We start from the raw sequence: 12,848 nt of genomic DNA on the forward strand, positions 1-12,848 counted from the left end.
TATGGGAGCTAACTGCCAAGTTCTACTTTTGGATCAATGTGTTTTGCTCATCTCTATTTATGTATCTCATCCGTACATTTAATTATCGTAAAATTCGGAGTCCGCCTCTGTGTGCGAACCCCGTTCTTATCTGTCAGAAATATTCTTTTGACAGTTCCGTCTACACTTCAATCTCCACATCCTCCAGAAGCTCTTCGAACACCTTGAGTACGGCATTAAGCTCTACTTCCTCTTCTACCATCTCATAAACGCTGTCCTTCTCTTCCGGCGCACTTGTATCCTTCAAGATCAGGCACTCTGCATCATCCTCTTCTGAATCTGCAACCAGAAGGTAAGTCACTCCATTCAGTCTGGTCTGCTCCACAACAAAAAATTCTTCTGCTTCGCCGCCTTCTCCGCATGTAAACGTTAATTTTTCATTCTTCATATACTTTCCCCTTATCGTCTGATTGTATTCCAAAGCCTGTTACTTTTGCATACCCAGAGAGTCCAGATATCCCTGCAATATAAATACAGCCGCGATCTGATCCACATACTGCTTGCGGTTCTCCCGCCTTACACCGGATTCCATAAGTGTCCGTTCCGCTTCCACCGTTGTAAGGCGCTCATCCCACATCACGATCTCAATGCCGGTACGCCGCTTCAGCATCTCTCCAAATTCCAGTGCCTTCTCTGCCCGTTCTCCGATATCATTATTCATATGTTTCGGAAAACCGATCACAAACTTCTCTACTCCATATTCGGTTGCAAGGCTCTCAATCCTTGCCAGTGTCTTCCGAAGCTTGTTCTCGTCCTTCCTCGTAACTGTCTCCACTGCCTGTGCCGTAATCCCCAGAGGATCACTTACAGCAACACCTACGGTCTTCGTACCATAATCAAGTCCCATTATCCGCATCATATCTTCAACCTACAGTTCATGTCTGATATAAGCTTTTAATAATTCTTCTACTATCTCATCCCGCTCAACCTTCATCACAAGGCTTCTTGCTCCGTTATAGCTGGTAATGTATGTAGGATCACCGGACATAATGTATCCTACAATCTGATTCACCGGATTATATCCTTTTTCCACCAGAGCATTATATACAATTTCCAGAATATCTTTTGCCTGGATCTGTGGTCCTGTCTCTACCTGAAAAAATTGTGTATTCGTTATATCTTTCATCTTACGACCTCCAATACTTCATATTCATTTTAATATAATCTATACAAAAATTCAATGCATAATTTGTGAAAGTGAAGTAAGTTCTATCTCTTTTAACTGATTGGTCCACCGGTCTGCCTGTTCCGGTTCGCATGGAACCCCAATCCGCAGATATTCCTTGGTGTGCCCTGTGACATAATTTTTTCCATCACGCTCTGTCATCTCTTCAAATAGAACTTCCACCTTTTTTCCAAGCCATCCTTCTTCATAGCGCTGCATTTTTTTGCGGTTCAGTTCCAGCATGATATTGCTTCTTCGCGTTTTTTCATGTTCCGGGATCTGCCCGTCCATCTTCGCAGCCTTCGTTCCCTGGCGCTTTGAATACTTAAATATATGAGTCTCATAAAAATTGATGCTGTCTACAAAGTCCCGGGAGGCTTCAAATTCTTCCTCTGATTCCTGCGGAAATCCTACGATCACATCGGTTGTCAATGCCGGATTTTCAAAATACTTCCGGAGAAGCTCACATTTTTCCCGATATTCTGCCGCATCATATCTGCGGTTCATCCGTTTCAGGGTTGCATCACATCCGCTCTGCAGAGACAGGTGAAAATGCGGACATATCTTCGGCAGGCAAGCCAGTTCTTTTGCAAATTCTTCTGTCACGATACGCGGTTCCAGAGAACCCAGACGGATCCTTTTGATCCCTTCAACTCCATGTACCGCGCGGATCAGATCCAGGAGTCCTTCTGTCTGCTTTCCATTTTCATCTTTCCATTCCAGTCCGTAAGAACTGAGATGGATTCCGGTAAGTACCACTTCCTGATACCCATGCTCCGCAAGTGTACGCACCTCTTCCACTACATCTTCTTTTTTCCTGCTGCGCACGCGTCCTCTCGCATAAGGAATGATGCAGTAGGTACAGAACTGGTTGCAGCCATCCTGCACTTTCAGATATGCCCTTGTATGCTCTGCTGTCCGGGAAAGATGGAGGCTCTCATACTCGAAGGTATGGTTAATGTCAATGACCTCCTGCATCTGTTCCGGAATGTCTTCTTTAAAATATTCTTCCAGAAGGCGGATCAGATCCTTTTTTTTATTATTCCCGATTACAATATCTATATTCTCATCCAGCTCACCCATATCCGCCTGCGCCTGCACATAACAGCCGGCCGCTACGATCACTGCATCAGGATTCTGTTTTCGGGCACGATGGATCATCTGTCTGGACTTGCGGTCTGCCATATTCGTCACCGAGCAGGTATTGATCACATAGACATCTGCCAGATCATGAAACGGTACGATCTCATATCCGTTCTTTTCCAGCAGTTCCTGCATTGCTTCTGTTTCATAAGCATTTACCTTACAGCCCAGGTTGTGTAATGCTGCTTTTTTCATAAATTCATCCTACTTTCAATATTTATAACATTTAACGAAAATTTCATTCATTCTTCGGCGTTTTGTTCCTTGACTTTTTTACGTATAACTTTTAATATAACTATAGAAAATGAAATCAAGGAGGTGTGTTTTCAATGAAAACCGTACAAATTTCTTTAAATTCTATCGACAAAGTAAAATCATTCGTAAACGAAATCACAAAATACGATTACGATTTTGACCTGGTATCCGGAAGATATGTGATTGATGCAAAATCTATCATGGGTATCTTTAGTCTTGATCTTTCTAAACCGATCGATCTGAACATCCATGCTGAGAACCAGGATGCTGATAACATCATCGAACTTCTGAAACCATACTTAGTATAATAGAATGCGAAGTATCAGGACGCAGTACATTTTCTGTACTGCGTCCTTTCCTTTTTTGAGGAGAGCCTGAAAAAGCTCCCCTTTTTCTTTTATTATTTTACGATGATCGTCTCCACAGTATTCACTGCTTCTGCAAACAGTTCATCAATCTTTTCACTTAAGTTTTCTTCTGATTTGCGGATCACTTCTACATTCGGTTTGGTTACCGGATGTTTTGCCACGAAGATCGTACAACAGTCTTCGTATGGAAGAATGGAAGTCTCATAGGTTCCGATCTTCTCTGAAATATCTACGATCTCTTGCTTGTCAAACCCGATCAGTGGCCGATATACCGGCAATGTGCATACATCGTTGGTTGCCATCAGGCTCTGCATGGTCTGGCTTGCCACCTGTCCGATACTTTCACCGGTAATAAGTCCCAGGCATCCGTCTTCTTTTGCAAAATGCTCTGCAATCCGCATCATATAACGGCGCATGATGATCGTCAGTTCATCATGTGGGCATTTTTCATAAATATAAAGCTGGATATCGGTAAAGTTGACTACATGCAGCTTGATCGGTCCTGTATATTTGGAAACCTGCTTTGCAAGATCCACTACCTTCTGTTTGGCCCTCTCGCTGGTGTACGGCGGTGCATGGAAATAGGTTGCCTCCAGTCCGACGCCACGTTTGGAGATCATATAACCTGCAACCGGACTGTCGATTCCACCGGAAAGCAGAAGCATCGCGGTTCCATTGGTCCCGATCGGCATACCGCCAGGTCCCGGAATGATCTCGGAATAAATATAAATCTCTTCTCTTACCTCTACATGAAGCAGTACATCCGGGTGGTGTACATCTACCCGGATTTCCGGGAATGCATACAGAATAGCTTCTCCGAGGTCATAATTGATCTCCATTGATTTCTTCGGATAGGTTTTCTTTGCACGACGGGACTCTACCTTAAATGTGATATTCTTATCCGGATAAACCTCATCCATGTATGCGATCACATCTTTTTTCAGTTCTTCAAATCCTTTATCCTCTACGCGGACAACCGGACAGATCCCTACAATTCCGAATACTCTTTTCAGAGCTTCTACCACTTCATCTCCGTCATAATCTCCGTCACAGTCCACATAAACTCTTCCCTGTGCTTTATAAGTATGGAACAATCCGTCCAGGTCTTTTAACGAATGCCTGATCTGTCTTACCAGCGCATCCTCGAACATATAACGGTTCTTTCCTTTGATTCCGATTTCTCCATATTTTATCAAATAAGTCTGAAACTTCATTCTTTCCTCCTAATGGCGTGTGTACTTTCTAAGCATCGGTACACAATTATATAATGTTTCCAGCGTATAGTCAATTTCTTCTTCTGTAGTAAATTCTGACATACTGAATCTGAGCGTTGCGTCCAGATATTCTTTTCCGGCTCCGATTCCCTTTAACACTCCGCTGATCGCCGGATGGTTGGATGCACATGCCGAACCGGATGATACATAAATCCCCTTCTCTTCCAGTGTATGAAGAAGAACCTCACTCCGGATTCCTGCAAATCCCACACTGATGATATGTGGTGCACTTGTTTCATCATAAAGTCCGTGGATCACAGTATGATCGATTTTCTGTACCCCTTCGATAAAGTGCTGTTTCAAGGCACGCATATGTGCCACCTTTTCATCCAAGTCTGTGTAAATCGTCTTTGCTGCCAGCCCGATTCCTGCAATCCCCGGTACATTTTCTGTTCCGGAACGCATGTTTTTCTGCTGCTCGCCTCCAAAAATGATCGGTTTTACTTTTGCTTTTTCATTGATATAGATAAAACCAATTCCCTTCGGTCCATGGATCTTATGTCCACTTACAGAAAGCATATCGATTCCCATCTTTTTCGGGTAAATCTTATATTTTCCAAATCCCTGTACTGCATCCACATGGAACAGGATATTTTTATTATAAGCCTTTACGATCGCAGATGCTTCTGCAATCGGCTGAACCGATCCCACTTCGTTATTCACATACATAACCGATACCAGGATCGTCTCGTCACAGAGCGCTTCCTTTAACGCATCCAGGCGGATCCGTCCATACTCATCAACCGGAAGATAGGTCACACGATAGCCCTCCTCCTCTTCCAGGTAACGCATGGTATTGAGAATTGCCGGATGTTCAATTGAACTGGTGATCAGATGCTTGCCGGCACGGTGATTGGCACGTGCACCTCCGATCAATGCAAGGTTGTCACTTTCTGTTCCACCGGATGTGAAATAAAGTTCCTTTTCCTGCACCTTCAGAATCTTTGCAAGTGTCTCCTTCGCCTCACGGACATACGCTTCTGCATCCACACCTTTTTTATGCATGGAGGATGGATTACCGTAATCCTCACACATCACTTTTCCAACTATATCCCGAACACACTCATAGGCTCTCGTTGTTGCTGAATTATCCAGATAAACTTCCATTTTTCTTTGTCTCCCAAACACTTCTTCTCTTTATCTTATGCAGTTCTTTGCCTGCCGGTCTACTGTTCCAGTTCAAACATCAGTACAGCAAGCGTTGCAAGTCCGGCTGTCTCTGTCCGCAGGATCCGCCTGCCCAGGGTGATGACCTTCGCCCCCATACTGACTGCTGCATCAACTTCTTCCGGTTCAAATCCACCCTCTGGTCCAATAAAAATCCCAACAGACTGTCCACTTTTAATCTGACGGATCACTTCTCTTGTCACTTTCATACCACCTGCAAGTTCATACGGAAGCAACGTCACATCAAGCTCTTCTGCCATTTTCAGTGCTTCTTTATACGAAAGCGGCATGGTAACTTCCGGGATCCGGCTTCTTCCGGCCTGCTTTGCCGCACTTTCTGCGATGGAATTCCAACGGTCTGCTTTTTTCGCTGCTTTCTTATCATCCAGACGAACAACAGAACGCTTCATTGCTACAGGAATCACCTGATACACGCCAAGCTCCACCGCTTTTTGCACGATCAGCTCCATCTTGTCGCTTTTGGGAAGCCCCTGGAAAAGATACAGCTTTGACGCCGGTTCCGTGTCCGCTTCCATTTCTTCCAGAATATGCAGAACCGCCACATCTTCTTCATAGGCTTCCACCTCGCAAAGATAGGTTCTTCTTTCTCCGTCACTGATTTCAGCCTTTTCATGCAGCTTCATCCGGAGCACATTCTTCATATGATTAACATCTCCGCCTTCAATCCGGATCTTATCTCCGGAGATCTGCTGTGGTGTTACAAAAAAATGATGCATCTTTTCTGATCCTCTCTGCCTACGCTTTCGTTTCTTTTCTCGCTGTTACAGATACCCATTCTCCCTGATGATGAACCTCCAGAACCGTGAGACCTGCTGCCTCTACCGCTGCTTTTACCGTCTCTTCCTTGTCTTCGATGATACCACTTGTCACGTAGATACCACCGTCTTTTAACTGGTTCACGATCACCGGTGTCAGCGGCACCAGTACGTCTGCAAGAATATTCGCCACAACGATATCATAGCATCCATAACCAACTTTATCCTGAACCGCTTTATCATCAATGATATTTCCGATCATTACTTCGTATTTATCCTTTGAAATACCGTTGACTTCCATATTTTCATAGGTTGCATCAATCGCACACGGATCCAGGTCTGTTCCTACAGAATACTTTGCACCGAACATCAGCGCCAGCATTCCAAGAATTCCACTTCCACATCCTACATCCAGAATTCTGGTGTCCTCTGTCACATATTTGCGGAGCTGACGGATGCAGAGCTGTGTGGTCTCATGCATTCCCGTTCCGAATGCAGTTCCCGGATCGATATGCACGATCATCTTGCCTTCATCTTCCGGCTTTACTTCTTCCCAGGACGGAATGATCAGGATATCATCCACATAGAACTGGTGAAAATATTTTTTCCAGTTATTGACCCAGTCCACATCCTCTGTCTGGGATTCTTCTATCGTTCCTTCACCTACTTCCACATAGGCACGCATATCTTCCAGTTCATTTTTCACAGCTTCCAGAAGACTTTCTTTATCTTCATCTTCTTCCAGATAGAAACTGATATATGCGATGCCGTCATTGATTCCTGTCTCCGGAAGGATGTCAACAAACATCTGTTCTTTTTCCGCCTGTGTCATCGGAATCTTATCCTCAATCTCGATTCCCTGTACACCAAGGTCCATCAGCATACTACTGACAATGTCTTCTGCCTCGGTTGTTGTCTTTAATCTGAATTTATTCCACTTCATATTGTTTCTCCTTTTATTGTTGTCCAAGCAAATAATCAATAAACTGCTGTGCAGTACGTCCGCTTAATCCACCATGGCTCAATTCCCATTTGTTTGCCTCCAGAAGAAGCTTTTCCTCTTCCATCTCGACACCGTAACGATCTGCAAGCGTGGTGACAATCTTCTGGAATTCTTTTTTATCCGGTTTTCCAAAATAAATGGTCACGCCGAATCTTGCTACCAGCGAAAGTTTCTCCTGTACGGTATCATTGGTGTGCAGTTCTTCATCTCTGTCAGCTTTATCTTTGAATGTCTCACGTACCAGATGTCTTCTGTTGGAAGTTGCATAGATCAGGATATTATCCGGTTTCTTCTCCAGACCGCCTTCGATCACCGCTTTCAGATATTTGTACTCAATCTCGAATTCTTCAAAAGAAAGATCATCCATATAAATAATAAATTTGTAATTCCGGTTCTTGATCTGTGCGATCACATCATTCAGGTCTTTGAACTGATGCTTGTACACTTCGATCATACGAAGTCCCTGGTCATAATACTGGTTCAGGATTGCCTTGATCGAAGAAGATTTACCGGTTCCGGCATCACCAAAAAGCAGACAGTTATTAGCTTTTTTACCCTTTACAAATGCCTCGGTATTATCGATCAGTTTCTTCTTGGCAATGTCATAACCCACCAAATCATCCAGATGGACGTGTGCGATCTTGGTGATCGGCACGATCTGTGCTCCTTCTTCCGTATGCTCAATACGGAATGCCTTGTGAAGTCCGAAAGTTCCCACTCCGAATTCTTTGTAGAACTGGGTTACAGTTGTCTTAAATTCTTCTGCATCATCTGTCTGCGCAAGAGCTTTGCTTAAGTCGCAGATCCGGTCGCGAATCCTCTTGTTAAATACATGTCCCTTGGCATTGACCGGATGATAGTCCTCAATCAGTTCCAGACTGTCTGTACCGAGCTTTTCACCCATCTCTTTCAGATCATATTCGAACAGTTCTTTGAAAATCTGAAAATCATGAAGGGCTGCTTTATTGACGCTTCCCTCTACCTCTCCTACCACTTCACAGGCTGTGCTGTAAGCATTCTCACTGTTGGCAAGCAGGAACGTCAGGAAGGTATGCCAGAGGTTCCCCTCGAATCCATAGTTTGCAGCCAGCTCGATCAGCTCATTTAAATTTTCGAAAAGAAGGCTCTTCAAATCCTCTTTGTTGTAATAATCATTATCTGCATTGTCGATCAGAAATGTCATGTCCCGAAGAAGATCTTCATGTTCCATATAACGATATAATATCAGTTCATTTGTTCTCATAGACGTGTCCTCTCTTTTTCAGTCTAATAATTTCCAAGGATTTTCAGGTTCAGTGCTTCTTCCCTCAGTCCACGGATCGCATTTTTCACTGCGGCATCTGCCAGATTTCCTTCAAAGTCCACAAAGAAACGATATTCCCAGCTTTTTCCTTCTACCGGCCGGGATTCGATCTTTGTCATGTTCAGGTCATTGTAAATAAAATGGGAAAGCAGATGGTACAACGATCCACTCTCATGCGGTATTTCAAAGCAAATACTGATCTTGGATGCATTTTTCAGGAATACCTTCTGGTTCGTGACAATGATAAATCTTGTACTGTTGTCAGATTCGTCATTGATCTCTCTTGCCAGGATATCCAGTCCGTAAAGCTCTGCTGCATATTCGTTGCAGACAGCTGCCTGCGTGGTATCCTGGTCTTCCATCATCTTCTTGGCCGCCATAGAAGTATTGGCAACACTGATCTGCTGCCAGGTTCCGTGTTCATCCAGGAAATGGGATGTCTGCATCAGTCCTTGTGGATGTGAATACACTCTTTCAATGCTGGAAAGTGTAGTTCCTTTCACTCCGGCAAGCATATGCTTAATCGGAAGGACCGTCTCTCCTACAATGTAATTTTCAAATTCCACCAGAAGGTCATACACCTGTGTCACCGGACCTGCGGAAGAATTTTCAATTGGAAGGACTGCATAATCTGCGCTTCCCTCTTCAATTGCTTCCATTGCATCACGGAATGACGGTACATGGAAGTTTTTCACATTTTTCCCAAAATATTTTAACATAGCTGCCTGGTTGTTGGCTCCTTCCACTCCCTGGAAAACCACACGTGCACCATCAAGATCCAGCTGATCCAGTCCGATAAAGGGAAGTCTTCCCAGAACTCCTTCCTCAGAAAGACGCTGGTACTGCAGCTTTCTGCTCATGCTCATCAGCTGTTCAAAAAGCTCCCGGATCCCTTTTTTGTTGAAATCTGTAGACACCTTTTCCGCTACTGCTGCCAACTTCTCATTCTCTCTTGTCTTATCAAATACCTTTCGTCCGTTCTTTATCTTATATTCTGCAACTCCTTCGCAGACCTTCATACGTCTCTCATAAAGCGTGGTGATCTGGTCATCGATCACATCCAGCTCTTTTCTCATCTCTTCCAGACTCTGCATCGTCCCACTCCTTATCGTTTTATCCTTATGTCTTCTTACGCTGACGTTACTAATTTTTCATTATAATATATTTTTTCTGTAAAATCTACATTTCTTCGCAAACCCGATCAGAAAAAACATGTAAAACTTTGTTGAAATAACCATGTTTTTGTTATATTATAGATAAAGAATATATGAACCCGCACATATTCTGCGGTTATTTTTAAGGAGGTTTCTTATGAGACATTTAATGAGTCCTTTAGATTTTTCTGTGGAAGAGCTCGACCAGCTTATGGATCTTGCAAGTGATATCGAAGCTCATCCGGAAAAATATGCACATGCTTGCGCAGGCAAAAAGCTTGCCACTTTATTCTATGAGCCAAGTACCCGTACCCGACTGAGTCATGAAGCAGCAATGATGAATCTCGGTGGTAATGTACTTGGCTTTTCTTCGGCAGCTTCCAGCTCTGCTACCAAAGGAGAAAGCGTAGCAGATACGATCCGTATGGTTTCCTGCTATGCAGATATCTGTGCGATCAGACATCCAAAAGAAGGTGCACCGATGGTTGCAGCGCAGCACTCTTCAATCCCGGTGATCAACGCAGGTGATGGCGGACATCAGCATCCTACACAGACACTGACTGACCTTTTAACCATCCGTTCTTTAAAAGGACGTCTGAATAATCTGAAGATCGGACTCTGTGGAGACCTCAAATTCGGTCGTACCGTACATTCTCTGATCAATGCCCTGGTGCGTTATGAGAACATCGAGTTTGTACTTATTTCACCGGAGGAACTCCGTCTGCCAAGTTATGTACGCAAAGACGTACTGGATAAGAAAAATATCCCATATACAGAAGTAGAACGCCTGGAGGATGCCCTTCCGGATCTCGATATCCTTTATATGACACGTGTTCAGAAAGAACGTTTCTTCAATGAGGAAGATTATGTCCGTATGAAAGATTTCTACATCCTGGACAAAGGGAAAATGGAACTTGCGCCAAAAGATATGCTGGTTCTCCATCCACTTCCGCGTGTCAACGAAATTTCTGTTGAAGTTGATGATGATCCAAGAGCTGTTTATTTCAAGCAGGTACAGTATGGTGTCTATATCCGTATGGCACTGATCCTGACACTTTTGGATATTCATGTAGATTAAGGGAGGCGAAAGACATGGTTGAAAATACACTGAACATTGGGAAAATTTCAGAGGGCTTCGTACTGGATCACATCAAAGCAGGAAAAAGCATGGATATCTACAAATATCTGAAACTTGATCAGCTTGACTGCTGCGTAGCCATCATCAAGAATGCCAAAAGTAACAAGATGGGTAAAAAGGATATCATCAAGATTGAATGCCCGATCGATATCATTGATCTGGATATCCTTGGTTTTATCGATCATAATATCACAGTAAATATTATCGAAGATTCCAAGATTGTTGAGAAAAAGGAACTGAAACTGCCATCTGAGATCAAGAATGTGATCAGATGCCATAATCCGAGATGTATTACTTCGATTGAACAGGGACTGGATCATGTGTTTGTACTGACCGATCCGGAGAACGAAGTATACCGGTGCAAATACTGTGAGGAGAAATACAATAGAAAACGTGGGTAGTGCCGGCTTGTTTGGATAAGCGGACGGACACCGTGCAAAACAAAATAACCCTTCCAAATTCTATGTGCAAATCATTCCGATGAGCTTCTGAAAGCGAAAATTATGTCAGCAATGGCTTCTATAATTTTCACCTCTCATCTCCGTTGCACATAGATGAATCTGGAAGGGTTATTTTATTTTCTGTATGTTGACCATTTCCCTTATTCCCATATTAGTTTATACTTACTTTTATTTAACAGTTTTTATACGAAAAATCAATCGCGAATGCTCCAACCCACAATTTTCCACATATACAAATCACCATCTGTCCTATTTCAATTTTCTATAATATCCATAAAACATCGGAGCCGTAGTACAAATGGCAATGGTATCTGCAATCGGTTCAGCCAAATAAACTCCCATTACGGAATCCGGCAGGATACACGGCAAAATAAAAATCAATGGTATCAACAAAATAATTTTACGCCATATCGTAAGGAAAATTGCTTTTTTTGCCTGATCCAGTGCGACAAAACTATACTGACATGCAACCTGGATTCCATACAGAAAAAGCATTGCCAGATACACCCGTATACTTTTCTCTGTATAAGTAATCAAGGCAGTATCATCCGTAAAAACAGAGGCGACCGTTGCCGGCAGAGTCATACACACAAACCAGATCAGAAAGGAACCACTCACACAGCATACAAGTAATAACCGGAAGGTTTTCTTCACCCGTGGGATATTCTTTGCCCCCAGATTATAGCTTAGCAATGGTTGCGCCCCTTGTACCAGTCCCGGCAAAAGCAGCATCACGAACTGCATGATACTGTTCAGAATGCTCATAGACGCTACCGCCATATCGCCACCATACGTCTGCAACGATGTGTTAAAACTGATTGCCACCATATTTTCGGTCAGCTGCATCAGAGCCGGCGAAGTACCAAGTAAAATACATGGCAAAAGGAGCTGTCTTTCAAAACGGATATTCTTTAACCGGAGCTTTAATCTGCTTCCGGACTTTGTAAGATAATGAACTACAAAGCAGGTTGACACTCCCTGCGAAATGACAGTTGCAAGTGCTGCACCTTTTACTCCCATTCCAAACCCGTTCATAAGGACTGCATCAAGTACGATATTTGTCACCGCTCCAACTGCTACATTACACATACTAATCAGAGTTTTCCCCTGCGCCGTAATAAAAGCATTCAGTCCCAGCGTCAGCTGCGTGAACAGCGTACCCAGACAATAAATATTCATATAGCTCACTGCATAAATAATCGTATCGTCACTTGCACCAAACAATCGCAAAATCGTCTTCCCGAAAATCAGCATGATTCCAGTTAATGCGACAGACAGTACGAGCAGCATCCATGTACAGCTTCCCATTACTTTTTCTGCCTGTTTGTCGTCCCCTTTTCCCATAAAAACAGATGCTTTCGGTGCACCTCCCATACTTACGAGTGCTGCAAAAGACGAAATAGCAAGAATGACCGGTGCTGTGACCCCAACCCCTGCCAGAGCCTGCTTTCCAACTCCCGGAATGTGTCCGATAAACATCTTATCTACCAAATTATATAAAATATTGATCAGCTGCGCTGCCACAGCCGGAATTGCAAGCCTGAAAAATGCCTTTGGCACCGGTGCGGCAGCCAGTAAATTATTATCTTTTTCCATCTTCAT

Annotated in this window: 14 protein-coding genes; 3 read left to right on the forward strand and 11 right to left on the reverse strand. The window is 43.5% G+C overall.

Features of this window, described 5'->3' with window-relative positions; all coding sequences use genetic code 11:
• Positions 1-160 precede the first annotated feature (160 nt).
• From PGW42_RS13695 to mtaB, 4 genes are read right to left on the reverse strand one after another with little or no spacing between them, the layout of a single operon-like run.
• Positions 161-427: a DUF1292 domain-containing protein gene (locus tag PGW42_RS13695; RefSeq protein WP_008375002.1), complete on the reverse strand. Its 267-nt coding sequence runs from the start codon at positions 425-427 to the stop codon at positions 161-163.
• A 39-nt stretch (positions 428-466) separates the two neighbouring features.
• Complete coding sequence (gene ruvX, locus PGW42_RS13700) at positions 467-895, reverse strand: Holliday junction resolvase RuvX (protein WP_044999233.1); 429 nt, start codon at positions 893-895, stop codon at positions 467-469.
• A 12-nt stretch (positions 896-907) separates the two neighbouring features.
• Entirely contained in the window at positions 908-1,165 is a 258-nt protein-coding gene (locus PGW42_RS13705; RefSeq protein ID WP_008374998.1) for an IreB family regulatory phosphoprotein, read from the reverse strand.
• A gap of 51 nt (positions 1,166-1,216) precedes the next feature.
• A complete protein-coding gene (mtaB, locus tag PGW42_RS13710; protein WP_008374996.1) occupies positions 1,217-2,542 on the reverse strand; it encodes a tRNA (N(6)-L-threonylcarbamoyladenosine(37)-C(2))-methylthiotransferase MtaB in 1,326 nt (441 codons plus the stop codon).
• A 134-nt stretch (positions 2,543-2,676) separates the two neighbouring features.
• Here mtaB and PGW42_RS13715 point away from each other — a divergent pair, with 134 nt between their 5' ends.
• Positions 2,677-2,910, forward strand: a complete 234-nt coding sequence (locus tag PGW42_RS13715; RefSeq protein ID WP_008374994.1) for an HPr family phosphocarrier protein — start codon at positions 2,677-2,679, stop codon at positions 2,908-2,910.
• 92 nt (positions 2,911-3,002) lie between these two features.
• On the opposite strand, the gene thiI is transcribed toward PGW42_RS13715, so the two are convergent.
• From thiI to pheA, 6 genes are read right to left on the reverse strand one after another with little or no spacing between them, the layout of a single operon-like run.
• On the reverse strand, positions 3,003-4,184 hold the full coding sequence (thiI, locus tag PGW42_RS13720) for a tRNA uracil 4-sulfurtransferase ThiI (RefSeq protein ID WP_055155635.1): 1,182 nt from the start codon (positions 4,182-4,184) through the stop codon (positions 3,003-3,005).
• Between the two features lie 9 nt (positions 4,185-4,193).
• The gene (locus tag PGW42_RS13725; protein ID WP_008374989.1) at positions 4,194-5,351 is read right to left on the reverse strand and encodes a cysteine desulfurase family protein; all 1,158 of its coding nucleotides are present in this window, start codon (positions 5,349-5,351) and stop codon (positions 4,194-4,196) included.
• A gap of 59 nt (positions 5,352-5,410) precedes the next feature.
• A complete protein-coding gene (locus PGW42_RS13730; RefSeq protein WP_270203843.1) occupies positions 5,411-6,148 on the reverse strand; it encodes a 16S rRNA (uracil(1498)-N(3))-methyltransferase in 738 nt (245 codons plus the stop codon).
• A 19-nt stretch (positions 6,149-6,167) separates the two neighbouring features.
• A complete protein-coding gene (gene prmA / locus PGW42_RS13735; protein WP_008374985.1) occupies positions 6,168-7,130 on the reverse strand; it encodes a 50S ribosomal protein L11 methyltransferase in 963 nt (320 codons plus the stop codon).
• A gap of 13 nt (positions 7,131-7,143) precedes the next feature.
• On the reverse strand, positions 7,144-8,433 hold the full coding sequence (locus PGW42_RS13740) for an ATP-binding protein (RefSeq protein ID WP_022220371.1): 1,290 nt from the start codon (positions 8,431-8,433) through the stop codon (positions 7,144-7,146).
• A 23-nt stretch (positions 8,434-8,456) separates the two neighbouring features.
• Positions 8,457-9,587, reverse strand: a complete 1,131-nt coding sequence (gene pheA / locus PGW42_RS13745) for a prephenate dehydratase (protein ID WP_055155638.1) — start codon at positions 9,585-9,587, stop codon at positions 8,457-8,459.
• Between the two features lie 217 nt (positions 9,588-9,804).
• On the opposite strand from pheA, the gene pyrB reads away from it, so the two are divergent.
• Positions 9,805-10,725 (forward strand): aspartate carbamoyltransferase, encoded by a 921-nt coding sequence (gene pyrB, locus PGW42_RS13750; protein WP_270203842.1) that lies wholly within the window; start codon positions 9,805-9,807, stop codon positions 10,723-10,725.
• Positions 10,726-10,739: 14 nt separating this feature from the next.
• Positions 10,740-11,186 (forward strand): aspartate carbamoyltransferase regulatory subunit, encoded by a 447-nt coding sequence (locus PGW42_RS13755; RefSeq protein ID WP_008374977.1) that lies wholly within the window; start codon positions 10,740-10,742, stop codon positions 11,184-11,186.
• A 309-nt stretch (positions 11,187-11,495) separates the two neighbouring features.
• On the opposite strand, the gene PGW42_RS13760 is transcribed toward PGW42_RS13755, so the two are convergent.
• The gene (locus tag PGW42_RS13760) at positions 11,496-12,842 is read right to left on the reverse strand and encodes an MATE family efflux transporter (RefSeq protein ID WP_270203845.1); all 1,347 of its coding nucleotides are present in this window, start codon (positions 12,840-12,842) and stop codon (positions 11,496-11,498) included.
• Between the last annotated feature and the right edge of the window lie 6 nt (positions 12,843-12,848).

It is taken from the genome of Coprococcus sp. TM115-187 (assembly GCF_027679115.1).
GTDB lineage: Bacteria > Bacillota > Clostridia > Lachnospirales > Lachnospiraceae > Allocoprococcus > Allocoprococcus comes.